The 26,175-nt window shown below is 51.0% G+C and carries 22 protein-coding genes; 4 read left to right on the top strand and 18 right to left on the bottom strand.

From position 1 onward, the window contains the following. Window positions 1–37: 37 nt before the first annotated feature. Entirely contained in the window at window positions 38–727 is a 690-nt protein-coding gene (locus BN3279_RS18790; protein WP_059052917.1) for a glycosyltransferase, read from the bottom strand. 207 nt (window positions 728–934) lie between these two features. Here BN3279_RS18790 and BN3279_RS18785 point away from each other — a divergent pair, with 207 nt between their 5' ends. Beyond that, window positions 935–1,645, top strand: coding sequence for a GT-D fold domain-containing glycosyltransferase (locus BN3279_RS18785; protein WP_059052916.1), 711 nt, complete (start codon window positions 935–937; stop codon window positions 1,643–1,645). An 89-nt stretch (window positions 1,646–1,734) separates the two neighbouring features. Here the strand turns inward: BN3279_RS18785 and BN3279_RS18780 are convergent, their stop codons facing one another. The 15 genes from BN3279_RS18780 to BN3279_RS18710 all read right to left on the bottom strand — a co-directional run bounded on the left by BN3279_RS18780 (window position 1,735) and on the right by BN3279_RS18710 (window position 21,952). Further along, on the bottom strand, window positions 1,735–3,003 hold the full coding sequence (locus BN3279_RS18780) for an MFS transporter (protein WP_059052914.1): 1,269 nt from the start codon (window positions 3,001–3,003) through the stop codon (window positions 1,735–1,737). A 77-nt stretch (window positions 3,004–3,080) separates the two neighbouring features. Next, entirely contained in the window at window positions 3,081–3,803 is a 723-nt protein-coding gene (locus BN3279_RS18775) for a glycerophosphodiester phosphodiesterase (protein WP_059052912.1), read from the bottom strand. A gap of 211 nt (window positions 3,804–4,014) precedes the next feature. Continuing rightward, the gene (locus tag BN3279_RS18770) at window positions 4,015–7,824 is read right to left on the bottom strand and encodes a DUF5695 domain-containing protein (protein ID WP_232436888.1); all 3,810 of its coding nucleotides are present in this window, start codon (window positions 7,822–7,824) and stop codon (window positions 4,015–4,017) included. Window positions 7,825–7,998: 174 nt separating this feature from the next. Next, on the bottom strand, window positions 7,999–9,837 hold the full coding sequence (locus BN3279_RS18765) for a sensor histidine kinase (protein ID WP_082673135.1): 1,839 nt from the start codon (window positions 9,835–9,837) through the stop codon (window positions 7,999–8,001). Window positions 9,838–9,846: 9 nt separating this feature from the next. Further along, window positions 9,847–11,409 carry a helix-turn-helix domain-containing protein gene (locus BN3279_RS18760; protein ID WP_059052910.1) on the bottom strand — a complete coding sequence of 521 codons (1,563 nt, stop codon included), beginning with the start codon at window positions 11,407–11,409 and terminating at the stop codon, window positions 9,847–9,849. 68 nt (window positions 11,410–11,477) lie between these two features. Continuing rightward, window positions 11,478–12,311: a carbohydrate ABC transporter permease gene (locus BN3279_RS18755; protein ID WP_059052908.1), complete on the bottom strand. Its 834-nt coding sequence runs from the start codon at window positions 12,309–12,311 to the stop codon at window positions 11,478–11,480. Beyond that, window positions 12,308–13,258 (bottom strand): carbohydrate ABC transporter permease, encoded by a 951-nt coding sequence (locus BN3279_RS18750; RefSeq protein ID WP_089153506.1) that lies wholly within the window; start codon window positions 13,256–13,258, stop codon window positions 12,308–12,310. Before BN3279_RS18750 ends, BN3279_RS18755 begins: the two co-directional genes overlap by 4 nt. Window positions 13,259–13,355: 97 nt before the next feature. After that, a complete protein-coding gene (locus tag BN3279_RS18745) occupies window positions 13,356–14,801 on the bottom strand; it encodes an ABC transporter substrate-binding protein (protein ID WP_059052907.1) in 1,446 nt (481 codons plus the stop codon). 212 nt (window positions 14,802–15,013) lie between these two features. Continuing rightward, complete coding sequence (locus BN3279_RS18740; RefSeq protein WP_059052905.1) at window positions 15,014–15,232, bottom strand: hypothetical protein; 219 nt, start codon at window positions 15,230–15,232, stop codon at window positions 15,014–15,016. A gap of 111 nt (window positions 15,233–15,343) precedes the next feature. Beyond that, complete coding sequence (gene hxlB / locus BN3279_RS18735; protein WP_059052903.1) at window positions 15,344–15,892, bottom strand: 6-phospho-3-hexuloisomerase; 549 nt, start codon at window positions 15,890–15,892, stop codon at window positions 15,344–15,346. 7 nt (window positions 15,893–15,899) lie between these two features. Further along, a complete protein-coding gene (hxlA, locus tag BN3279_RS18730; RefSeq protein WP_059054555.1) occupies window positions 15,900–16,526 on the bottom strand; it encodes a 3-hexulose-6-phosphate synthase in 627 nt (208 codons plus the stop codon). Between the two features lie 69 nt (window positions 16,527–16,595). After that, window positions 16,596–17,603 carry a LacI family DNA-binding transcriptional regulator gene (locus BN3279_RS18725; RefSeq protein WP_059052900.1) on the bottom strand — a complete coding sequence of 336 codons (1,008 nt, stop codon included), beginning with the start codon at window positions 17,601–17,603 and terminating at the stop codon, window positions 16,596–16,598. 316 nt (window positions 17,604–17,919) lie between these two features. After that, window positions 17,920–19,560 carry a glycoside hydrolase family protein gene (locus BN3279_RS18720; RefSeq protein WP_059052898.1) on the bottom strand — a complete coding sequence of 547 codons (1,641 nt, stop codon included), beginning with the start codon at window positions 19,558–19,560 and terminating at the stop codon, window positions 17,920–17,922. A 59-nt stretch (window positions 19,561–19,619) separates the two neighbouring features. Further along, window positions 19,620–20,978, bottom strand: a complete 1,359-nt coding sequence (locus tag BN3279_RS18715) for a PTS transporter subunit EIIC (RefSeq protein WP_059052896.1) — start codon at window positions 20,976–20,978, stop codon at window positions 19,620–19,622. 14 nt (window positions 20,979–20,992) lie between these two features. Then, window positions 20,993–21,952, bottom strand: a complete 960-nt coding sequence (locus tag BN3279_RS18710; RefSeq protein WP_232436887.1) for a sugar kinase — start codon at window positions 21,950–21,952, stop codon at window positions 20,993–20,995. A 314-nt stretch (window positions 21,953–22,266) separates the two neighbouring features. Here BN3279_RS18710 and BN3279_RS18705 point away from each other — a divergent pair, with 314 nt between their 5' ends. From BN3279_RS18705 to BN3279_RS18695, 3 genes are all read left to right on the top strand, one after another. Beyond that, entirely contained in the window at window positions 22,267–22,746 is a 480-nt protein-coding gene (locus tag BN3279_RS18705; RefSeq protein WP_059052894.1) for an RNA polymerase sigma factor, read from the top strand. Then, window positions 22,746–23,354, top strand: a complete 609-nt coding sequence (locus BN3279_RS18700; protein ID WP_059052892.1) for a zf-HC2 domain-containing protein — start codon at window positions 22,746–22,748, stop codon at window positions 23,352–23,354. The genes BN3279_RS18705 and BN3279_RS18700 overlap by 1 nt, the downstream gene beginning before the upstream one ends. 98 nt (window positions 23,355–23,452) lie before the next feature. Then, entirely contained in the window at window positions 23,453–24,454 is a 1,002-nt protein-coding gene (locus BN3279_RS18695) for a phosphotransferase (RefSeq protein ID WP_059052891.1), read from the top strand. Window positions 24,455–24,469: 15 nt separating this feature from the next. On the opposite strand, the gene BN3279_RS18690 is transcribed toward BN3279_RS18695, so the two are convergent. Both BN3279_RS18690 and BN3279_RS18685 read right to left on the bottom strand, forming a co-directional pair. Continuing rightward, on the bottom strand, window positions 24,470–25,042 hold the full coding sequence (locus BN3279_RS18690) for a nitroreductase family protein (protein ID WP_059052889.1): 573 nt from the start codon (window positions 25,040–25,042) through the stop codon (window positions 24,470–24,472). Between the two features lie 5 nt (window positions 25,043–25,047). Next, the gene (locus BN3279_RS18685) at window positions 25,048–26,079 is read right to left on the bottom strand and encodes an ABC transporter substrate-binding protein (RefSeq protein ID WP_059052887.1); all 1,032 of its coding nucleotides are present in this window, start codon (window positions 26,077–26,079) and stop codon (window positions 25,048–25,050) included. Window positions 26,080–26,175 lie beyond the last annotated feature (96 nt).

The raw sequence follows: 26,175 nt of genomic DNA, 5'->3' as shown, positions 1-26,175 counted from the left end.
TCAATCGCCTCCCCTCTCCCCTCAGAATGTCCCGCCCTTAGACCATAAATTCCTTCAGCACCCGCTGAATCTCTGGCGGACTCAGCCGATCCCGCGGGGGAACCTTCTTCTTGGAGGTATTGGTGGCGTGCACCACATTTACATAATTGCGGGGAGCCAACAATTCATGGGGCAGATCAACCACATTACCATGGGTGCCTCTTCCCGGTAATTTCACGCGGTAGCCTGATAGATATTCCGCCGTCTTGTACAAGAAAACATAAAATTGTGGCGAACGGTGAAAGGTTGGTGCCATTTCACCTGCTACGCTATCCCACAGATATCCATTCTGATTGGTCAAGGCCATCGTGTCTGCTTTCGGCTTGACATCATACAGTTGCTGTACATAAGTACGATGATACAAATCGTCGGAATCCAGGCGGGCAATATATAAATCCTCACTATTACCGGCAAAGGACGAAATCACTTTCACGCTGTCCTTATTGGTACCGAACCAGATATTCTTGGGCAGCGGGCTTTGACTCGCCAGAATATCGGCAACGAATTTCTCTGTGCCAGGTGCAATTTTTAATATAGCCATAAAATTCTGATTGGTTTGCGCCTTCAGGGAACGAAGCGTATAGGTGCGAAAAATCTCCATTCGGTTCACCAGCCACTCCTTGGTCAAGCGCTGCGGATCAAAACCGAAGGTATTGAAATTCGTCTCAATAATCACCTTTCTTGACATGCACTCTCCTCCTTCATCGTTGAAACCACCGGTGTTGTACTTTATGCTTCAGGTGGCCAAACCGACAGGACATATGCAGCAATTCCGGCAAAATATAGATTATTGTGCCACAGTCCGGGCCTCGGTCAGGATAGCCGCACAATAATTTCACCAGCTAGCTACATAGAGTAAAGAGATCCATACGTCATGTGAAGGGATGGAGTTGGCATGCAACAGGTATTTCTGGAAAGTAGAGATTTATTAAAACGCATGTCCCAGGCTCTTTGGAAGAAAGAGCCTTTTTCTCTGGTGCGCGTCGGGGATGGAGAGAACCTCGTGTTGTCCCAGGATACGGTATGGCCGGTAAGCAAGGTTCTGGAGGAACGCTGGGCCATTAAGGCCAGCAAGGGGCAGAAAGGCTTGTACCTGCCCAACATTCCCTTAAGGGATGCGGTTGCAGCCTCCATTCGAAATGCATCCGTGGTTGGCATTCTGCCATATAACGATGACATGATCAAGGCCCCCGACTACTTGAAGCGGCCGTTAACCGATCAGGTATTCCGTCACTTTGATCTAAGTCCTCCGTTAATATGCCATGCCGGGGTAAATCGTGAGTTGGCAGAGATGCGTGAGTTCTGGAGGCTGCTCAAGCAACGGCGCATTCTAATCGTCACCCGGGAGGCCGAACAACTGCACCAACGCCTTGAACAACCGCCCTATTCTCTGCATATTGTCAAGGCCTTGCCTTTTGACCATTGGGGACAGTACCGGCAAACCATAGACTGGATTACCAGCCATGCCGCCAGCTTCGACATCGCCCTCTTCTCTTGCGGGGTTAATGCCGTGGTCCTTGCCGAACGGACGATGGCCCTCACTGGGAAAATAGCACTGGATTTCGGTAAAGCAGCTAATATCGTCTTAAAAGGACGGGCCAATTGAGCGGAGTGCTTCATCTCCGCAAGCTAGGAACATCTCTTTGGCTGCAAGTAATAAAAAAGAAGCGGCCCTCTAGAAAAGGACCGCTTCCTTCAAATATTACCAGGCGTCTGTTCAACCGATGGCTTGCCTGCTTCCAACAACGGTTTGTTCCGCACCAAAATCAGGGATAGCAATAATATGAGCACCCCTGTGCCAAGCAGTAACCATTCAATCGGAAATACATCGGCAATCGGACCGAAAATCAACATGCCCAACGGCATCATGGAGGTGGAGATCATGCTGAACACTCCAAAGATACGCCCCATATAGTTCTCGTCCACCTTCTCCTGGATCATGACCATGGTTGGTGTGTTCAAGAGTGGCATCGCTATGCCGAAGATGGCCATGAACACCAAGTAGATCCAGAAGATAGGCACCGCTCCAAGCAGAAAGGTACATACTCCCATCAAGATAGTGGCAAGTGTCATGGTATGAACTTTATTTCTAAAACCGCCCCAAGCTGCAATTAATGCTCCGCCTATCATCATCCCGACAGAGAATACAATCTCAATGGCCGTTAGTCGCCAGACATCATCACCGAAGGTTCTGGTAACTTGCAGGGGCGTCAGGAAGGAGGCAGGGGCCATCAGAATGAAGAACACCGCCATGAAGGCAAAGAACGCCTTCAGGTAAGCTTGCTTCCCGATATAAGCCAACCCTTGCTTGAGATCATCAAAATATCCCGTGGTCGCATGCTCCGCTGCTTTACGGTGAACGGGAATACGAAAGAACAGCAGCAATGTCAGAATGGCGAGGGCCGCAGTCACGACATCGATGAAGAAGATGGCCTCAATGGTGGCGACCGTTAATAACCCCGCGCTCACGATTGGAGACACGAACATAATGATGGCTTGCAGGCTTCCGTTAATCCCATTAATTCTTGTTAGCTTGTCTGCTGGTACAATCTGCGGCAGAATTGCCCCGACCGCCGGTGTCTGCACACCTGCACCAAGTGCACGGACTGCTGCAATCACGAATAATAACCACGCCTCGTCATAGCCCGCCAGGAACAGGAGCGCTAATATGAGCGTGGAGAATGCAATCATGCCATCAGCCAGCATAATAAGTCGCTTGCGGTTGTACCGATCCGCCCACACCCCCGCTACTGGAGACAACAAAAATGTGGGGATGAAGCCGCAAATAATATAGAGGGTCATCATCACGCCGGACTTCGTGTTCAGCGTAATGTACCACATAATTGCGTACTGAACCAGAGAAGAGCCAAATAATGAAATAGTCTGACTGCTAAGAAAGAGAATGACATCTCTTTGCCACTGGTTCGGCGACGGCTTGGAAGTGGATTGTTCTGTGCGGCTCACCTTTGTCCCCCTTTATTATGAAACAGTAATATGCCTAATTATAGAATAACCCGCTTCTGTCGCCAAATACTAAAATTTCATGATGTCAGTTCAGCTCTTACGGAGAGGAACGTATCCAGTTCACGGGTAGTGATCGCATCCACTCCCATGGAAGCCAGCCGCCTCATCTCCCTAGCCTCGGATACCGTCCAGACATACACCACCAGGCCTTGGTTATGGGCCGCCTCCAGCATTTCCGGCCGGACAAGCTCATAAGGAACATTTAACCCGAAGCAACCTGTCGCCAGGCTATCCGCACAGGCATGAGCAACCGCCTTGGTATAACTAAGCGTGTGAAAACGATCAACGTCTATATTCAGCAGCTTATGTAATTGGGGCGCACCTAGCTGAGCCTCCAGAGCAGCAGAATAGCCGCAACCACTGAGGAAGACCTGCTCGGTCATCTCTAGGCGATGAATCAACGCCGCCAATGGCTTCAGGCAGGCCATTGTCTTTAGATCCAGATTCATGGTGAGACCGACCTCCCTAACACGGGACAGGAGCGTCTCCAGCAGAAGCGGCGGTGATATTGCTTCATCCTGTAACTCCTTCCAGCTCATGGCTAAGATGCTACCTTGACCACCGCCATGCAAACTAACCCCGTCATCGTGAGCCAGAACAAGCTTTCCATCACGCGTTACGCGAACATCATCTTCGTAAATATCAGCTCCCAATTCCAGCGCCGCATCCAGCGAAATCAAGGAATGATCGGGATGTCCCATACAGCCGGTATGAGCAGTCATTAAGGGAAATTTAGACATGTTATAAATTACCTCACCTTCCGTCAGGAATACGACAAGAGCTTGAAGCTCAACTCCCTATGTTACGTAGCATCAATCATCTCTATATCATCGCGATGTTAAGTTTATGTAAAGGACGATGAAGTACAAATGGCGCTGCCCGGACATGCCCGGGAGCGCCATTTGCTTAATTCAGCTCTTGCTGATTCTTCTCCTGCTTAGGGAGCACGCCTCAGGAACCGTAGACCTTCCAGCTTTGCAGTCCCGTTGAGGTTGTTTCCTTGGCCACAATCATCAGCCGCAGGCGATCGGTGGTCACAGGAGTAAATGTGGTTGTGTTATATTGATCGGCCTGGGTTCCGTACCCCGAAGCCCCTGTCACATCTACCCAAGCTGACCCATCCCAATATTGAAGGGTATAGGCAGCGGGAAGATCAATTCCACCGTCGTCATCAAACCAATAGACATCGACCTGTTTCACTGTGAAGGTCTGATTCCACTCATACTGGACCCATTGAGTAGTATTCGGGTTGTCCCAATTCCCGTAAACCGCATGACCACGGTCGTTGGAACTGGTTGGGCTATAGCCGTCATTCAAGCCGTCGAGACTCTCCCAAGGGGAGACATAAGAAGTCGAGACCGTAGCAAGCGGAGCAATATCCTCCGTCTCCTCCTCGCCCCCCTCCGAGTCACTACTAGCCAGTGCAGCAATTTCGGTAGCACTGAGTCCACGACCGTAAATCCGGAAGTCATCAACGCTTCCGTTGAGATACGCATCCCCGCTGAATTGCGAGCGTCCAATCCAATTTTGCGTCGTCAAGCCCAAATTTGACGGGCTTAAGGTCAGCGCCGTATTGCGAGCAACCTCGCTGCCGTTGACGTATAGAATGCCCGTTGTTCCGGATTTTGTGACTGCAACATGAGTCCATTCCCCGGTAGGAAGCGGCGTATTCACGCCAATCTGCTGCTCACTGCCATTCCCGTTGGTCGTGATGCCAAATCGTAGCCCGGCAGCTCCCCCGGCATCAGGAGTCAGGAACATATAACTGCTTGTTCCCGTACCGAAGTCGAAAATCCGGGCCCATTCGGAGTTAGCCCCCAGGTTCACCCAGGTAGCAATGGTAAAGTCGTTCACGTTGCTGGTGACACCTGAAGGCAACGAGGCGTACGCATTCGTGCCGTTCAAGGCCAGTGCATTACCGGACTTCCCTGCCACCCAGCTAGTTCCACCGGACAGAGTAGCATTGTACCCATTACCTGAGGTATCCGTAGCCGTGGAACCCGAAGTCTCATCCAGCGGATAAATGGCTACTACTTCCGGTGTTCCCGGTACACCCGGACCATCGCCGGGCTGCAATTTGATGTCATAAGTCGTGGCCGTACCGATGTTCAGAGAGACTACAGCCGGTGATCCACTGATTGCCGTCACGTTGCCAACGACATTGTCGTTGATTAATACATCATAGGAATCCGCAGCAAGACCAGTGAAGGTCACCTTCGTGGTATGAGCGGTCCCTGGCGTTGCATTCTTCAGGTTAAATTGGACATAGTCCTTGGAGGTTGCTACTGTAGCTGTTGTATAGGTATCCCGCTCCAAGGCCATCCCGAATTTCTCTGTAATCAGATTCAGCTTCTGGAACACGCCGTCCTTCGGAATCACAACGTAGTTGTTGCCATTCTTGGTAACATCGGCTCCGTACCCGTAAAGGCCAAACAGCGGATCAACCGCTACATCGGCGCTCAGGATCTTGATCGCACCCCACAGGCCCAGATCGGCTTCGCCGGACATGCCGCGCCATCCGTTAAACAGCGGGCCATCCCCGACACCAAGTGCCCCATGGTTGCCCTTGGTCATTTGATACGTCCAGGACACTGCCCCGATATCTTCCGGGTCGGAGCTGATTTGCCCGGAGTTGATTGCGCTCAGATTACCAATCTTTGAAGCATAGGTCAGACGTTGCTCCACCTCCGGATTCGTAGAATGATTACGCACCCAATCATCCATCGCGTAGCCCTGCAACGCTACCGTGTACTGGAAGTTCCACCATGGTTCGCCTGTAATCGTCACCGGCACCGAATAGAAGTACCAGAGCGGCATATGACCACGAGTCGCCCGAACCTTGGTATTGATTTTGTTCATCATCGTCTGATTATCGTTCATCTTCGCAAGCGTATATACGGACTCTTCTCCCGTGTTGTCGTAGTTATATTCGGAGCCGTACGGATAAGTGGTGTTGCGGAAATTGTTATACTTGCGGGTCATTTTATTAATAACATCGTTGGCTTGGGTGTTATACCCCTCCTCTTGCAATGCCTTGATAATCTCTGGCGTGCTGAGTTCGCCCATCAGCCCGGTATTCCAGTTGTACGCCACCGGACCATCGTATAATGCTTTGAAAATATTATAGGCACGAAGCAGATAAGTCGTACGTGGATGCTCATAGTTGATCAGATCCGGGTACATCTTTGCCAGCTTGTACATGCTGAAGTAGGTATTGTAAACGTGCGGGTATGCGTATCCACGATAAGTTGGCGTCGTGTTCGGCTCCGGCATGAGGAAATCGTGAATTAAATAATCGTCATGATGCCCGTTCATCAGGTTGGTCCAGATCGCCGTCTCCAGATAGTCATCTACGGCTTGAATCTCGGACGCTACCGGTCTCTGAACATTCTTCTCGGCCAGGAACTGGCCATGGGTCAAGCCCCAATCATCGCCCCAACCCCAATAACCATTAAATACGTTACGACGGGAATTCGACTGCATCATCCAGTCGTCAAACACCTTGTCCCGGATATCTCCTGGCACATTCCACTGTTGCTTCTGTACCATAAAGGTGGCATGGCGCTGCAAGGCATCGGCAATAGGCTCAATAGCGTAAAATTGCAGGACGGTCTTCTCGCCGCTACCATAGTTCACTGTAATGTCATTTTGGCCGAGCCTGCTTAGCTTTAATGAATACAGTTGGTGTCCGCCAGGCGCGGTACCAATTGAAGTAATCGTGGTCTGCGAAGGATACTGAGCCACAACGGAGTTGATCGCCTTGGTCGTCCGCAAGCTGAACTTGGCCGTCTGGTCCGTAGGCACAATCATCCCCGGTACGACAGTAAAGTCGATCATGCCTTCCGAGTACAGTCGATCCTTCACGGCTTGCTCGTTAGCCGCTTTGAAAAATTTGAAGGCATACGTCTTGCTGGCCCCCGGTGCCAATACGAGGCTCGTATTCGGCAAATACCCTCGGTTCGTGCTCTTGATAACATTGGAGTGGATATAGAACACCGTCAGCCCTTCCGGCCAGCCGCCTTGATCGGCTGCCCATTTGCTGCCCGGATGCTCTTCAATCCGCCAGTTGTCCATATATTCGAACCCTGCCCCGGTCGTGCTATCCGGCACCATGAGCAGTGTATTGCCAATGCCGCTTGGACGTTGAACCGTAATATAGGAGTTGTTGTTAGCCACGTTAGAGTGGGTTACAACCCGCGACTCGTAAATCTGCTCATTGCCCCCTGCTGACCAATATTCATTGAAAGGCAAAGGCAGCCCGAAATCGCCAATTTCCAGCGTCTGATTGCTGGTGTTGGTCAACGTAATCTCCCAGCGCAAGTGATTGCTCTGCAATGAATAAGACTGGTTCACCCGGAAGTTGCGAATTCCTTCTGAATTGCTTGAATTCTGATACGTGATATTGACCGTATTTCCGGATTGGCTTTGCGTCCGCCCGTCCGCAGAGCGGTTGGTCCAAGCTGTCGTCCAGGCCCCGTTATTCAAGCGGTACTTGAACATCAACTCCCCCACCCACTGGTGATCGGACGTATTTTGCTGCGGTGCATTGGTAGTGTTCATCACGTAGTTGGTTGGAAAGCTGTCCCCGACAATCTGCAAGCTGGTAATTTCCCCGTGATTTCCCGTAGTTACCTGAAAATCGCCGTTGGACAATGTGTAGGCGGAAGCCGCCTTCGGTAATGCGATAACCAGCGTACTTGCGACAAATAAGCCGACTAGCCATTTTATAGGTCTTGACAGTGTCCTTCCTTGCCCCATCATTCGTCGCGCCTCCTTCTTCGATTCAGGAATAGTCAGAACAGCCCTCTTCTCCGATCCGGGTTTCTTATGTGTATGCTTGTCCTCTCTCCGATGCCTACCTGAAGAACACCACCTCCTTTCCAGTTGAAATGGGCCGCATAAGTACCTTAAGGGCATGGCACAGGTTCCAAGCTCCTAGCTCTGCCTCGGCAAACGCACGACAACCCGGGTTCCTTGGCCTGGTGCTGAATGAAGCTCTACACCGTAGTCATCTCCATACAGTAGCTTGATTCGGCTCCTGACATTGGACAACCCCACGCCAGTAGCATCGGGATTCAGCACCGCTCCCAGGGTAGCTTCATCCATGCCTTGGCCGTTGTCCTCTACCGTGAATTCCAGTATCCCCGCCTCTTCGCGGCCAGTAATGACCAACTTGCCCCCCGCTTGGATCGCGCTAAATCCATGAATAATGGCATTCTCCACGAGCGGCTGAAGGAACATCTTCGGCACCTTGATGTCCGCCGGAATGTCTTCCAGGTCATATTCGGCTTCAAAGACGCCGCGATAACGCTGCTCCATAATGTACAGATAGCTCCGCAGCCAGTTAAGGTCATCGTTAAATGCTACGAGTTCCTGCTTGTTTTTGACCGTGTATTGCAACATGGTGGACAAGCTGACGAGCATCTTGCTCATCGCTTCCTCTCCCCGTTCCAGAGCCATCCAGTTAATCACATTAAGCGTGTTGTAGAGAAAATGCGGGTTAAGCTGCAAATTCAGCGCCATGATCTCGGCCTCCTTCTCCCGCAGCCGGGTCTCGTAGTTCTCCTTGATCAAATCTCCGATCTTCTCGTTCATCAGATTGAATTTGTTGATGAGAATTCCAAATTCCAGATCATGCTGCTCGGGAATTTTGGTCGAGAAGACACCACGTCCCGTCAACTGAATCGCTACTAAGAGCTTCTTGATCGGGTTCGTCAGCCAACCTGAAATCATATACGCTACCGCCACAGATACCGCAATGAGTACCGCGGCAATGTAAAGGCTATAGATCGGCACCAAGGGAAGATCGCTGAGCAGCCGGTCATAAGGCACCGCCAGTACACTAATCCACCCGGTAATTTCCGAAGTGTCATAGCATATGAGCATCTTCTCTCCATCCATCTCCGATATAGCCGTGCCTCGCTTGAGCACCAACGCCTTGCTTAACCAATCGGCAGATTCCGCCGCCGTCAGCCTGCCCGTATCCGGGTGAGCGACAATATCTCCTCCCCCGGAAATCACGAAGAGATAAGAGCCCTCAATAGCCGTCTCGCTCCCCTTCGGTGAGCGGAAGAAGCTTTCGTTGAAATTAATCAGCAGCAGCGGGTATTCGGTGCGCGCCTGCCAGCTTCTTACCACACCATCTTGAACAATGGAGCTCTTGAGCAATTGGGCGGCTGAGAAGACGTAGCGGTATCTTGGGTCCATGTCCGTAAGTTCCTGCTGGTCGAATTGTTTGGCAAAATCATAGGTGGGAATCCAGATCAGCTTGCCATCGGCCAGCCGCGTTTGGCGGTAAAGCTCTGACGTATGCAGCTTGTCCGGCTTGACAGACACAAAGGTGGGTCTGGAAGTCACCGACGCCGTCCCGCCAAAGCTGTAATAGCTGGTGACGAGTTGAACGCCCTCTACGCTCGGCTCGGAGGCGTAATAGGTGCTTAAGATCTCCGAGACCTTGCGGTCCATTTGCAACAGTTCGAGCAAATCTGTGGGGCGCGTTCGGTCGAAGAGATGGAACAGGTCCGGGTCAGCTAACAGGGACAATGATTGATCCTTGACTCGACCCAGAACGATGTCTGTATATTGGGTATTCTTCTGGACAACCTCCTGCATACTGTCGCTGGCGTGCTTGAGAATGATGTCTGAGCTGGTTTTGTAGTAGGCATAGCTGATGAGCATGATGGGGAAGGCAATGAGGAAGACATAGTAGACAATCAATTTAGTTCTGAATTTGAGACGGTTAAACCGCCGAAATGCACGGATGAAGGGCATCATCAAGAGGCTCTACCCCCGCTTCCGTTCTAGAAGGCGAATGGTTTTGCGGTATTCCTCCGGCGTCATTCCGACCTCGCGTTTGAATACGCGGTTGAAATACTTGGCATCCTGATACCCAACAGATTGAGCAATTTGGTAGACTCGCAAATCTTCGCGCTCCAGCATGACCTTGGCCTTGGTCAAGCGGACTTGATTCAAGTAGGCCGTAAAGTTGATATGCAGCTTGTTCTTGAAATACTGGCTGAAATAGCCGGGACTAAGTCCAAAGCGTTCAGCCGCAGATTCCAGGGAAATGTCGTAAGCGTAATGCTCATCGATATAGGCCAGACAGCGATGGACAAGCTGGTGACGGCGATTGTCCTTCCACTCCCGAACCGAGTGAACGGCACGGCGAAGCACATCGTGGGCAGCGCTCGCAAGCGTCGATAAGACGGTCGCATGCTCCGTGAAGGCCTCAATCTCCCTCAGCCAGTCATCGTGCTGGCTTCCCTCGCGGAGTAGTTCATGATCCTCGATCGCCTTGGTGAGCAGCAGCCGGCACTTATCCCGTACACGGCGGGGCAGCGGATAAGGGCGATGACGCCACTCGCGAAATATGCTGGCAAGTGACTCGGTGGCCGCCGCCTCATCCCCGCTGCGGATTGCCTCCTTCAACTGCGACTCCTCTGCGGTTGTCAGCACAGGAAGAGCCTCGCGGTCCAGCCCGCAGGAGGTAAAGTAAAATACGATTTGATCCTCATGGTAGAAATGCTCCGCCAAGGCCAGGCGGGCCTCGCTCAAACTGAGGTGAGCTTCTAGCAGCAGAGAGTCACGGCGCGTTCCTATTCCTGCCACCAAGGACTCAAATGCTGGCTGCTGAGCCATTTCAGCAAATATCCGTCCAGCGCTGGCGGCGTCTATCCCCCCGCCCAGCAGACAAACTAATTCTTCGTCCCCGTGTCCTAAGAGAAAACAGAGACTATCTCCGTAACTCCGTAGACGAGCCTGCACTTGCTGCACTTCCTCGTGACTGAAGGGCGTCTTCCTGCGAGCGCAGACCGCTGCACCCGCTCCTGTGAAAGGCAGGATGGCCGCCAATTCACTCAGTCGCTCCGGGCTAAGTGTCCCCTCAACCCAGGCCTGCAACAAGCGCTCGCTATAGGCCGGTTCCATTCGACTGATGCGGGCTGCCAGTTCTTGCTGGCGCCTCCGCTCTCCCCGCTCACGCTCGCTAGTTTGCTCCGCCCGGCGGAACACCTCTTGCAGCTTACCCACGTCTACCGGCTTCAACAAGTAGCCAAAGGCCCCAAAAGTAAGCGCTTTCTGAGCGTATTCAAAAAAGTCATACCCACTCAATACGACCACCTTCGACCGAACCAACGGGTCAAGCTTCTCCATAAGCTCCAGACCGTTCATCTGCGGCATCTGGATATCGGTGAAGATCAGATCAAAGCTCTGATGAGCACAAAGATGCAAAGCTTCCTCGCCGTTGCGCGCAGAACTGATGCGGTCATTCGGTCGCAGCTTACCCAGTAATCCGGTAAAGCCAAGCACATGGCCAGGTTCATCATCAACCAACAGGAAATGCAGCATATTCTCCCCTCCTTATACCTCATTATAATCAAATAATTGAACAAATTGGTATAAATAGGAGGTTATTCTTATCCCTTCACACCGCTCATGGCAATGCCCTCCACGAAGAACCGTTGGCCAATCAGGAATACGGCTAATGAAGGCAGAACAATAATGGAGGTTGCCGCCATCATCAGATGCCACTGGGCAGTATAGGTGCCTTGGAAGAGCGTAAGTCCGAGCATCAGGGTATAGTTTTTCTCTGAGGAAATGAACACCATCGGGGCCAGATAATCATTCCAGTTCGCCAGAAAGGTCAACATGCCAACCACAATTAACGCCTGCTTGCCGATAGGCATAATGATATTCCAGTAGATACGGAAGTGACCGGCCCCGTCCATCTTGGCCGCCTCATCCATCTCCCGCGGAATAGTCAGGAAGAACTGGCGCAGCAAGAAGATGTTGAATACCCCGCCGCCGAACCAGGCCGGAGCAATCAGCGGCACCAGCGTATCCGTGAGATGAAGCAGCTTCCACCCGAGAAAATGCGGGATCATCACTACGAAGAACGGCAGCATCAGCCCCGTAAGGATGAAGCCGAAGATTTTATCCCGCCCGGGCCAGGAAATCCGCGAGAAGCTGTAGGCACATACCGATCCGGACAGAAGGACACCTGCTACGGATAACACAGTCACTACGGTACTGTTCCAGAAGTAAAGACCAAACGGACTGCTGGAAAGCGCCTCGGCAAAATTGTCGAACTGGAACGTATTCGGAATGATATCCGGCGGAATGGTGAATAACCCCTCCATGCCGGTAAAAGCCGTGCGCAGCATCCAATAGAACGGAAAGACAAATATAAAGCCGCCTAGTGACAAGATGGCATACAAGCAGATGCGACCCACTGTTCTGCGTAAGATCATCGTTCACGCTCCCGCCCTTCGTAATAAACCAGTGAATTAGAGAATCTGAAGAGCACGAAGGTGCACAGCAGAACAACCAGGAACAACAAGGATGCGACCGCACTGGCCGTGCCAAACTTCGTGAATTGGAACCCTTCCTTGAACAAGTAATAGACGATGAGATAGCTCGCATTATCCGGCCCTCCCTGCGTCATGACTGAAGGCTGGACAAAAGTCTGGAAGGCGTTCACCAATCCAATGACCGTATTGAAGAATATAATCGGCGAGCACATCGGCAATGTGATGTACCAAATCTTGTGTAAGGTATGTCCCCCGTCTACCTCTAAGGCTTCATACAGATGAGACGGAATGTTTTGCAGACCAGCCAGGAAAATGACCATCGTGTTCCCTGTCAACCAAAGGCTGAACAGAATTAAGGTAGGAATGACGGTCGTATCCGAAGATAGCCAGGAACTCTTGGGCAGATGCAGCAAGCCCAGCACATAATTGACGATGCCGAAATCCGGCTGGAGCATCCACAGCCAAATGACCGAGGATGCGGCGAGCGGGATAACCACCGGCAGGAAGAACAGACCACGAAAGAAGGATTGGCCCTTGATTTTGCTATTGAGCAGCATCGCCAGAATGAAGGAGAAGGCAATGCCCAGGGGAACGCTGACGAACACATAATATAGGGTGCTAACGGTGGCATCGTAGAACAAAGGCTCCCGTCCACTGAACAGCCGAACGAAGTTATCCATGCCCACAAACTTGGGACTGCCCACCATACTGTATTCCGTAAAGCCAAGCGCGAAGGTAAACAGCAATGGTCCCAGCACGAAAAGCAGGTAGCCCAGCAATACGGGGGAAGCAAACAACAACCCATATTTCAGTTCGTTCCTTTTGCGCTTGCGTATCCCCCGCCCCGGATCAAACACAGCTTGACTTGAGACGGATGTTTCAGCCATTTTCATACGTAACTCCTTCTGCCAGGATGGGGATGCCCAAGGAGGGCTAAGCTTTATGGCTTAGTACACGCCCCTTGGACTTGGGCCCCGTGTGCTGCTATTTGTCGTAACGCCCCTGAACCTCAGGTTGAACCTTGGCCGCTACTGCCTTCATCGCCTCTTCAGCCGTTTGCTTGCCCAGCCACACCGGATCGAGGGCAGAAAAAGCCAATGAGCTTACCTTGCCGAAATTCTTCACATAATACACCGGCGATGGAGTGCTGTTATTGAGCAGATTATCCAGGAAGGCGTCCTTGAAGCCGGCCGGATGAGAGGGATTATCCTCGGCCCACTGGGCCACCAATGCCGGGTCTGTGTACCAAGCCTTAAGCGTTGGCATCCAAAGTCCATCCCGGTACAGGTTCAACGCCCCCGACGGATCTGCCAGGAACTTGGTCAAGAGCCAGGTCTCCTCCGGATACTTTGTCGCCTTGAACATAGCACTTACTCCGCTGATTCCCATCGCCACGCTTCGCTGCATCTTCGGCAATACGCCGATATCATAGTTCACCTTGGCAGCTCCCAGGTCGAGATTGATCCACTGTCCGTGCATACTCATGGCAACCAGACGCGATTGCAACGCCACCGCCTGAGAAGGTATGGACTTGGCTTGCACCGGGTTCGGTGCCACATGATGCACATTGATCAGATCGGCCAAGCGTTGGATGGCTTCCACGGCTTCCGGTTGGTCCAGCGCGAACGTCGTACCGTCCTCGGATACAAGATCGCCGTTATTGTTGACGATGTGCGCCATCACTGGACCATACCAGCTCTCGAAGGAAACGCCAAATTGCTTGATATTATTTTCATCAAAATCAGGATCGGCCGCATTTTTTCCATTCTTGTCAAGGGTTAGCTGCTTGGCGACCTCCACAAATTCCTCCCAGGTCCAGGCTTCCTCCGCCTTCGCTGGAGGCATCTCCACCTTAGCCTCTGTAAATAAATCCTTGTTGTAAAACAAGGCAAAGGTCTCCCCGGCTGTGCTAATTCCCCAGGTATAGTCCGGGTCATCGCCATTAAACCAGATATAATCGAGGAAATCCTCCTTCTTCAGCTCCGTGTCCTTGGCGAACATATCGTTGAAGTTAATGAATTTGCCTTCGCGCTGCCAGGCCTCGCCCAATTCACCATGGACATACCCGGCATCCGGTGTTTCATTGGCGGCTACCATAGCCGTGAGCTTGGCGTCATAATCGCTTTCAGGTATATGCACGGCATTGACGGTAATCCACGGATATTTCTCCGTGAATTTCTGCGTTGCTTCCTCCACAGCCTTCTTCTCCTGAGGACTCCCCCAGAATGTGTATTTCAGCGTTACAGGCTCCTTCTGTCCGCCTTCATTCGTATTCCCTTCCGCCCCCGTGGCAGAATTACCGCCAGCGTTATCCGGCGAAGCCCCCATCGAGTTCTGTCCTGCATTTGTTCCGCCGCAGCTTGCCAGCATGACCACCATCACAAGCAGCAGTATGCTGAGCCATGGTGAACGTTGTACCTTACGGTTCAAATTCATTCCTCCCTTCAACATAGGTCTCACGTCTGCCTGAAGGTTAAGTTGTTTTCATTATAATGTAAACGCTAACAATGGAAAATTATAGATTTTTCAGATAAGTGGACATTTTATAGGTCAGATTTGATGGATTGGATATACATCATAGCCTAACTCATTTAGGGAACAAAAAAAGACGGGGAGTCTCCCGCCTTGAATTGTGTTCATTTCTAAACTTCCCACGCCTCGAGAATTGTGATGGTATCCAGAACAGGATTGTCTGGCCAAAGAATATATTGCTGCTCTACAAGTATGCGTAAGGCTCCAGTTATCTCTTCCCTGGAACGCCCAGTCTTTTGCTGCAGCTCGGGCATACGAGGCATACGTCCGTGTAGTGATGAAAAATTATAAAGAATACGGAGCAGTTTACGCTCCAGATCATCTAACATATGTATCACTCCAATAAGAACATTTGTTCTTATTATACGAAAACATACGTTTCCCAATCAACAAGGAAAAATTTCCTTGTCTGAATCAACATGATATTGCAGATATATTAACTACTCCAAATTGCTGTGTCGTTGGAAAGCTTGCTCATGGTCGACCTGCTTCAGCTTGGAATAGATCAGGCAAATGGCATCAAACATAATGTGGATGCTCTGATCAAACAACGAGCCTAGCGGTTGAATAGATGGGGGTTCGTTCTCGTTGCGATATTTCGTAGCCGCAGGCACGACCGCCAACAAAGACGCATGAGATGCCAAGGCTGAATCTGGATTGGTCGTCACCACAACCACCTCGCAGGAGGCTGCTTTCGCTTTTTCCGCGGTCCATATGACACTTTGCGTTTTTCCCGAGCCTGACACAGCGATTAACACATCACCGGCTTCGATGGAAGGCGTGATCGTTTCGCCCACTACATACGCATTGGCCCCCAGATGCATTAAGCGCATTGCAAAGGATTTGGCCATAAATCCGGAACGGCCTTCCCCCGTAACGAATATCCGCTTACCGTTCTGCAAAATAGCTGCAATCTCGTTCAGACGTGTCTTGTCGAGCTTGCTCATTACGCTCTGAATTTCCTGTAAAATCAGTTCTGTTGTGTTCATCGTCGTATTACCCTCCTTGTAAACCTTCCTTAAATGCTTTTGCGGCACCTTGCGGATCAGCAGCTTTGGTAATGGCTGAGCCAATAATGACTACCTCCGGCTGTTTAACAACAAGGCCCGGTAGCGAATCCATACTAATGCCCCCAGCGACCGCAACCTTGACATCAGGAGCGTAACTGGCTACTGCTAAATCATTTCTTTTGCCCGATACCTCCTGCTCGTCCTTGCTGACATGCTCGCAATAGTATACGTCCTGACTGGCTAATTGAAACAACCGTTGCTGCTGCTCAGGTGTGGTATTGAGCAAATCGATCATCACCTTCTTGCCCAAGCTCTGAGCTGTCTGCAAGCAAGTCTCCACCGTAGCGAGGGGAGAAACACCCATAACCGTGACTACATCAGCCCCGGCCGCAAAACAAAGCTCAAATTCATATTTGGCATTATCAATGGTTTTCATATCTGCCAGGAGGGTCTTGTCAGGAAAACGTTCCTTCATTCTTCTTACGCTGTCCATCCCATATTCTTTAATGAGCGAAGTTCCGACTTCCAGCCAATCCACGTGCTCCTCCGTCAGTTCGCCCAATTTCAGCGCTTCCTCGATCGTCAAGCGGTCTAATGCCAATTGAATCATCATCATTGTCGCCCCTCATTTAACTAAATCGGTTTATTAAATAGGCAAAAAAAGGGCTCGAATATACTGCCCCTATTCTCTTGTTAATCTGGATGATTCCTTCACCACAAGCTCACAGCTATACACTACATCCTGAACGGCCGTGTCTTCCTTCTTGATCAACTTGTACAGCATGTCCGACGCCTTCTTCCCCATCTCATAGGAAGGCTGCGCAATCATCGTAACCGGAGGGTCCACCAGATCAGCGAATGGAATATTGTCAAATACGGCTAAAGAGAAGTCGCGGCCTACCTTAAGTTTGCCTTCCTTGGCAAATTTCAGCACCTCCAAAAAGGCCAGGTCATTCCCGGCCAATAGGGCTGTCGGCGGCTCCGCTTCGGCAAAAAGCTGCTTCAACGCATTCCCCATCAGCGATACTTCTGCACTGATGATGTACCTTGGATCAAGTAACTTTCCATAGGCTTTGAGCGCGCTCTTGTAGCCCTCAATCCGGTCAATCCGAGTCGAAATAGTCAGCGGCTGTGTCACAACAGCAATCCGGTCATGCCCATAGTTAATCAAGTGCTCAATAATGGCATAGGTGGATTCGAAGTTGTTGACTTTCACAGCAGGAATATCAATTCCCTGTACCTTGCGGTCCATAAATACCACAGGATAACCGCTTTTCAGCATATTCTCGTAGAGCTGCACATTTTGCCCGGTAGGAAAAATAATAAGGCCATCCACCTGCTTGGCACGCAGCATATCAATATACTTCTTCTCTTTCTCCGGATCGTTATCTGCATTGCAGAAGATCGTATGAATGTCATATTCGTTAAAATAATCCTCAATGGCCCGGCTGACCTCAGTAGAGAAACGGTGCATAATATTTGCTATGATAATGCCGATCATGGACGTCCGCTTCTGCTTCAAGCTGCGAGCGATATAGTTAGGCTGGTAGCCAAGCTGATTAACGGCCTCCTCGATCTTCTTCTTGGTGTCGTCGCTCATATATTCATACCGTTTATTCAAAAATTGGGACACCGTGCTTTTGGAAACGCCTGCTTCCTTCGCCACATCCGCCATCGTTACTTTTTCCATAAGCTCTACCTCTTTTTCTTAATCACTCCTTGATAATCGGTGTTCAAAAAGTCAGGTTTTCAGCACCGAGAAGCTTGGATAAAGCTAGGGGCTGAGTAGCGGAGCGTACGTAGTGGGTACGTGAGCAACGGAAGACCCGGCTGAATTCAAGATTCGACGCCGAATCTACTTCCTGACCCGCTTCGTGATCAAAAGCTGACTTGTTGAACTACCTCTTATTATTGTATCTTGTCTTGCGGCCCTAATCCAGTTAGTAAATCTAAACCCTCTAAACGCATGCATCGTCTAGAGGGTGTTTGGGGGATTGTGAACTTTATCAGAACTTAGGAACATCACGTCCCTGGGTAAATCCAGGGCCGCCCGCCGCCATATAGCCGTTGCTATGCCCCTCTTCATCCGGTGAGATCCAGAAGGAATAGAGCGTTGCATTCTCTAAATAGAAACGAATTTTGATGATGTTGGTATCTAAGTCTTCTAACCGCTTGTTGTTCCATTTCAACTCTATCTTCGTCGCATCCCCGGATACCGGGATACACTCCGACTTGCCAAAACCCTCGATGACCTTGGAATTCTCGTCCAGCAGTTCGGCATAAATCCGGCCCGTCTCACAGGAGGCGTTGACGAACAGATGGTTCCCGGTAAAGCTTAGCTTGGTCGTCAGCACTTCGCCGCCCTTACCTTGGTCGCTCAAGGAAGCAAAGCCGTCCCGGCGTAATTTAGCCAATCCCAGGCTGCCTCCGGAATATTTATGAGAACCGAATTTCGGCGATTCCCCTGAGAAGCAGGAGTAATAGAAGTAAATCTCATCTTCCACCACCAGGCACACCCCATTGACAGCATGGGCATATCCGTAGTCCCACGCTCCCTTCTTCCGCGAAGAGGCAATAAAGTTGTCGTAGGTGGGACGATGCCAGTGGAAGCCATCCCGGCTATAGCCTAATTTAATGTCATTAATCTTAGGCAATCCCTGCTTGCCGCTAATGTTGTTGGGAGGTCCCATAAATACGCTGAATACTCCCAGCATCAAGCTCTCATAAGGCGTAGCATCCAGATTGTACAATTGCGTATAGTAGCCCATGTCCGGGTCAGGCATATCATAGATATCGGTTCTGGACCAGAACTTGATATCCTCGGCCTTCCAATTCGTTCCGCCAAAGAAATCATCTGTTTCGAAGTAACCTCTAGTCCGAATACGGCTATCCAGCGAAGAAAAGGTCCGCAGGCTGAATACCCATTTCTTCGTAAAAGGATTATAGAAGAAGGTAGTATTATCGCCGCACGGGCCAACATCGCCCACTTCCTGCCAATCAATACCGTTGGCCGATTTGTATAGTACAGCTCGCTCCAGCGGCGGAATCGAACCCGGGATATCGTGGGAGTGCTTCGGCTTGTCCGGGTAATACCGCACATCGAAGTCATACTTACGGTAGAAGATCAGCATCTTGTATTTCTCGTCGGGATGCTCCGCCTCATAGTCCAGCCATACGGCTGAACCGTCGCGCAAAGTGCCGAACTCGCGCGGAATGACCCGCTCCGATGTTCTCTCTGGAAGCAGCTCGGTGAGCCGCCTCCAATGTACTCCGTCGTCGCTCTCCGCATAACCTACCGCATCAAACCAACCAGCGTGATACCACATTTTGAACTTCTTGTCTTCATCGTCGTAGAAGATGCCATCGTTGAAAGGACAAGCACAGGTGCAATTGCCTTCATTTAACTCCAGCGGTGTTGTCGGCTCAAAGATCGGGGCATCCCCTAACTCAGGCTGATGGAATTCACGCACCAGATTGCTCTCTTCGATCAGGAAATCATCGACGAACAATTGCCGTCCTACCTCGATATTGATGATTTCAGGCCTATTATTGATATACGGAGCCCCAAGTGGCTGGTCCAAGGTCGTTTCCTTATATTCGGGAGGCCAGGTGTCCGGTAATTTCAAGTTATTATATAGCCGTGTCATGCTTACCTTCCCTTCTGATGAAGTATCGTGTTGTCTGTCATGCTGATAACTCGTAACTGCTATTCCTTATGCTTGAAGAAAAGATAGGTTAAGGTGAACGCTACACCCAGACCAATCAAGTTGGCAATGATGTACATCAGCATTTGGCCATTCAAGTATAGCAAGGCGCCCGGGATTACCGTAATGGCCATACCTGTTCCTTGCAAGCCTACGATGGAGGAGAAGATCCCGGCAACACCGCCGCCCAAGAGACCGAATACGAACGGCTTCACCAACCGCAGGTTAATCCCGAAGATAGCCGGCTCGGTAATACCCAGGAAAGCAGGAATCGTGGAGGAGAAATACAGCGATCTCTTCTTCAGATCCTTTGTCTTGAATGCAACCGCCAGAGCTGCGCCGCCTTGTGCCGCAATCGCTCCGGATACCAGGGCGTTGAAGGCATTGGCGCCCGTCTTGGCCAGAAGCTCAATCTCCAGCGCTTTGAAGATATGATGGACCCCGGTGGTGACAATTAATTGGTCCAAGGCCCCGATGATAAATCCGCCGATTCCCAGTGGCCAGGTTAACATCGCCCGGAACCCGTTCAAAATAATGGCTTCAATCCCGTGCATCAACGGACCCACGATCAGCAATCCGCAGAAAATACTGACGAGCAGCGTAGCAAATGGTGTAATGATCAGAGATAACGTATCAGGTACAATCTTCTTGAAACCCTTTTCTATTTTGGCCGCAAAGATAGCGATTACGAGCGCAGGAAGTACGGAACCCTGATATCCGGTAATCGGGATCGACAACCCGAGGAAGTTTAACAGAAGTGGTTCCACGGTACCGCTGGCCACTGCATTCGCATTAGGGAGCTGCGGTGCGACCAGCATCAGCCCGATGACGATCCCCAGTAATGGAGAGCCGCCGAATTTCTTCATAACAGAGTAACCTACAAGAGCCGGCAGGAAGGCAAAAGCCGTATCCGTCAGCACCTGAGTAAAGACCAGGAAGGTCGGGTTCAGTTCAACGCCGAGATTGGTGATCAGTCCGCGCAGACCCATGAACAGACCGGTCGCAACCAGCACAGGAATGATAGGAATAAAGACGTCACCGAGCGTTCTGGATATTTTTTGGACCAGAGTCATGTTCTTGTAGGCTTCCGCCTTATTATCATTCTGAATGGAGGTATCTCCACCCACAAACGCATCATAGACCTTGTTGACGAAGCCTGTGCCGAGGATGATTTGATATTGTCCGGCGGAGAAGAATTGCCCCTTCACTCCGTCGATTTCATCGATACTTTTCTCGTTAATCTTGGATTTATCCTTCAAAATCAATCTTAAGCGTGTAGCACAATGTTCTACAGAAGTCACATTCTCTTTACCGCCAATATGCTCAAGAATCTGTTTGGCAACTTCTTGTTCTTTCGACATTTCATGGCCTCCCTCTAAATTTGCCTTATTGGTTGAACTTTCATAAATTGCTCTAGCTGCTCTCTCGTCGGATAGCCGTCATAATCCCCAGGGGACTGAACCGCCAGGGAACCGATAGCATTTCCTCGTTGCACGGCCTCCACGATTGAGCACTTCTCGATCAGGGCACTGACTACACCTACGGCAAACCCGTCTCCGGCACCTACCGTATCCACGGCTTGGTCAATCGGATAAGGATCAACATAGCCTTCCTCGCTAGCGTTCCGGTAGTAGGCTCCCCCGGCACCAAGCTTAACAATCACTAACTCGACCCCTCGCTCCAGATAAAAAGCAGCGATATCGCGAGCTTCCCCGTAACCCGTGAGGATTTGTCCCTCACTTATACCCGGAAGCACGTAATTCGATTCAATGGCAAATTCATTCACCACCTGAATCATCTCTTCTTCCGACTTCCATAATGCAGGACGCAAGTTCGGGTCAAAGGAAACGGACCGACCATGCTCCTTCATGCAGCGAAGAACGGTGCCTGCGTAAGCCCTGGTGTGCTCCGACAAAGCCAGCGGAATACCGGTCATATGCAGATGAGCCGCTCTCAGATAATGTTCTTCCGAGAAGCGTTCTGGTCCCATATAGCTTGCAGCAGAGCCTTTCCTGAAATACTGAATTTCCGGATCTCCCTCCACCACCTTGGATTTCAATTGAAAACCTGTGGGGTACTGGGAGTCAACCTGAACATGCTGCCTGTCCACCCCTTCTTCTTGCAGGCGCTGCAGAATCAGCTTGCCGAAGGAATCCTCCCCGACCTGGCTTACCCACCCGGACCTCAGGCCCAGCCTGGCCAAACCGATCGCAAAGTTCATTTCAGCACCGGCCAAGCCTAGCGTATAGTGGTTAATTTCATGGAATGGACCCGGTTCGTCCGCGGTAAACATCGCCATCGCTTCGCCAAAAGTAATACCATCCAAGTTACTCAATTGATTTCTCGCCCTTCTTTGGATTTCTGCGGGTATGGATTCATTTTGAAAAATAAATCTCCCCTTCCACTTCAGAATTCCCATCCTGTTCAGTTTCAAGCAAAATGGGTTGTTGATTGTTTCCCCCTTTTTGATAAATCGGTTTAGTAAATCGATTTACCTAGATTATAGATCATATGTAAGCGCTTTTCAATACCTAAAATAAAAAATCTCATCGAATGTCAAATTTGACGGATAAGCCGCCAAATATTCTCTATTTCATTTGTAACGAAAGTTTAGTTTTATAGATATATAGTGTGAGAGGGGGTGAACGAATGGCGAAGGATTTGGAGGAAATCTATAAGAATCATGCTAATAGCGTCTATAGGTACTTGCTCAGTTTAACCCATGATGCAGACGTGGCTGAGGAACTCACGGAGGAGACATTCTACCGGGCTGTTTATTCCATTCATACCTATGATGGCTCTTGCCAAATCAGAGTTTGGTTATGTCAAATTGCCAAGCATATCTGGTATCAGGAGCTTGCCAAGAAGACCAAGCAAACCCATCAAGAGCTTCACGAGGATATTCCTTCGCCGTCCAGGTCCCCGGAGGAAGCTGTCCTGTTCCACGGTCACAAGATGGATTTGTACAAGGCTATTCATCAACTCAGCGAGCCGATGCGTGAGGTTGTACATATGCGGATATCCGGCGAGTTTTCATTTGCGGAAATCGGTGAGATCCTGGGCCAAAGCGAAAACTGGGCACGCGTGAACTTCTACCGGGCCAAACAAAAACTTATGGAGGTGCTCTAATGCTTAAATGCCATATCGTTCAGGATTTATTGCCTAATTATATAGACGGCTTGGTGAGCAAAGAGACGGAGGCTGAAATTCAACAGCATTTGCAGGAATGCAAAGCCTGTCAGGCTATCTATACTCAAATGTCCACCCCAACAGATGCGCCGTCCACTATTGCAGATCGTCGGGAGATCGATTTCCTGAGGAAAATCCGGAGAAGATTCACGGAGAAATTACTCTTGAGCGTTGCCGGTATCGTTCTGGTTCTTGCTATCGTGGCTTATTTCATCGCAATAGGCTCTCCTGTTAATCAGAATCATCTGGTTTATAAGACTGAAGTTAAAGGAGACCTCTGGCAGCTTGATTTGGAGTTGACCAATAACAAGGCCTTGCTCGTAAGGACCGAACCCCTCTATGGGGAGGCTAATGCAAACGGCATCCGCCCTGTAATTGGCACGCTCCTTAAGCCGTATCAACTCGTGCCCTCTCCCCTGCTCGAAGCTGAGAACAAGTCGTTTATGTATGGGACCCAATTGGACAGCTTCGAGCGGGAAGATTACAAGATTATTCTGCGGCTGGACGATGGTGATGTTACGTTTACGGGCGATAATTTCAATCAATAAGGTGGGCTATTCGCGCCAGGGGACCCCGGTCGATGCTATAATCATTATTAATAATCTATGGTATTTGCAGAAATCTTCCCAAGGAGTTGGACCCACCGATGACTACGCTCCACCCTGACTATAACTATATTCAAGCCATTCTTGAAGCCTACCCGCTTCCTCCTTGCTTGGGAATCGAGGAGCGAGACAGCGGCATGAACAATACAACGCGTTATGCGCTGTTCCCGGACGGGCTGGTCCGAGTGCTGCGTATCTATGAAAATCATCGCTCGACGGACAAGCTTGCGGCCGAACACGAGCTCTTGCTGCTGCTCGCGAAGCAGGAGCTGCCTTTCGCCGTGCCTTGTCCGCTGCGCACCCGGCAAGGCGGCACCTGGACCGTCGCTCCGGACGGCAAGCTCGCCGCGCTGTTCACCTATTTGTCCGGGGCGAAGCCCGCACCGGACCAACACCATCTGGCTTACGCCTACGGTCTCGCCACGGGCCAGCTTACGCAGGCCATGGCGGGACTACGGCTTGAAGCCGCGCCCGCCTATCCGCCCTATGACGAGCTACTGGGCGGAGACACCACAGAGGCGGCGGAAAGCGCCCGCCGCCTCTATCATGCCGACCCCGACCTCGCTTCGCTCGCCGGGGAGGCGAACTTCCTGCTGGACATTCTGACCTCCTTGCCCAGCCGTGCCGAATCCATCCGCCGCCTTGCGCGGCAATGGATTCATGGCGACTTCTCCCACGCCAACGTGCTTATGGACGGTGGGAGCGTCAGTGCAGTGCTCGACTTCGAATTCGCCACCCATGACCTTCGGGTAATGGAACTGGCTGTCTGCCTGGCCGAGCAATTATCGGCACCTGGAGGCCTCTCCAGGTCCGTGGTGGTTGAGATGCTGGCTGGGTACCGCCAGGCACAAGAGCTTACAGCCCACGAGTTAGCTTGTCTCCCTGAACTGCTTCAGCTCCGCAAGCTTGACGTCTTCCTGCATTTTCTTAACCGCTATGAAGCAGGGTTGGACTCCCCTCTCGTCCTGCGGGACCAGACGCAAAAATCCGCTACCGTCTGCCGATTTATCAGCACGGAAGCGGATTGGATTCGCAGCGTTTAAGCATCCTTCAAGCCTCTATTCGGAGAACTCTGTCAGCAATTCCTCCACTGGAGTTCTCCGCTTAGGCTTGGGTGCCTTATCGAAATACCCGAGATGCAAAGTACCCACGATGCGCTCATGGGGCATCACCCCAACCTGTTGATGGAAGGATGGGTCCCAGTTCCACTCATTGGTCTTCCAGACTACCCCCACCTGTCGCTCCCAAGCCAGCAATTGGATGTTCTGAATTAACGCCGACGCCGCTCCAATGGCATCCTCCCAATACTTCTGGCGAGGATCAGCTTCAATGACCACCAGCAAGTGGGCCTGCATCAGCTCGCAGTATTGCCTGAATGCCCAGTCACTCCAGCGCTCTGCCAGTTCGGACGAATACGTTCCGATAACGGCTTCTGCGAACCGTTTGCGAGCCTCGCCAGTGAACAGGATGAACCGCCACGGCTCCTTCCTGCCGTGAAATGGTGCCCATACGGCATCCCGCAGTATGCCGAGAATAACCTCTCGCTCCAGCGGCTGACCGTTAAAATCCCGTACGGTTCTGCGCTCCCGGATGATGGAGGCCATTTGCATATCCTGCTCCCGATCAGCCATCCCGGTCATTTCCCTTCGTCAGCATTTTCCGGAGCCAGCATCTCTACGGCTTCCTTCATCGTCTCGCGAATCGTGACAATATCCGAGCCATAATACTTGTCCGTCTCCAGAAAATGCAGCTTCCCGTTCTTCACCGCATCAAGGCTGTTCCATAGCCCCGACTCCTTAATCTCTTCAAAGGCTTGGCGGTCATCTCCCTCTTCACGTACGATAATGAACAGGTGATCGCCCGCAAATTCCGGCAACTTTTCCATGGATATTTGCACGGCTGAGCTATTAGGATTCTGCTCGATTTCGGCAGTCACTGCATCCGGTGCCGGAACCTGCAAGCTGCTGCGTAGCATATATCCAGCAAAGTTCCGGTTCAGATAGATCCGCAGCCGTCCCTTCTCCACCCGGAAAATAGACACCGTTTCATCGCCAATCGCAGCCGCCAAGCGCTCCCGCCCAGCTTCTGCCTCCTGCTCATACTCGGCAATCCAGGCTTTGGCCTCCTCACTTTTGCCAACCAGTTCGGCCAGCTTAACAAAGATGCCATGGATGGGATCTTGGTCGAAGCTCAAGTAATATACCGGGGCAATAAGAGCGATTTGCTCCATTTGCTCTGGATAAATCTCCAGGAACACCGTAGGCGCAACAACCAGGTCAGGATCAAGCTCCAGAATTTTCTCCGGGTTAGGCGGATCACCAATGCGGTCCACCCCTTCCATCTCGTCCAAGGTATAAATAACCTTAAATCCGTTATCTCCCGAAGCGATGGGCTTAATGCCCAGCGTCAGTAGTTCGGGAGCGAACTCTCCGGCAACGATCCGCTCAGGAGCTACAGGAACCTCTACTTCCCGATCCAAATCATCCACTACGGTGCGAGTCTTCGCTTCCAAAGGTGCTGGTTCTGTCGCGGCATTCTGCGGCTCATTGCCACTACCACTTGGCGTATTTGTTGCACCGCACGCTGTCGCCAGCAATGCCACTATTAGCAGCAGCAACAGCATAAATCCCGGTTTTCGTTGCAGGTGTAAGACATGATGTAAATTCATAGGACCCTCCCGTTTTCTATGTGATAATGATTATTAATATCAACTTATATTTTAATCATCTCACCAGAACGGCTCCATGGCGAATTGTTGCGTGGA

The sequence above is a fragment of the Paenibacillus senegalimassiliensis genome (genome assembly GCF_001486585.1).
Classification (GTDB): Bacteria; Bacillota; Bacilli; order Paenibacillales; family Paenibacillaceae; genus Fontibacillus; species Fontibacillus senegalimassiliensis.
Note: the sequence above shows the minus strand (reverse complement) of the source record. Positions and strands in the feature narration are given on the sequence as shown.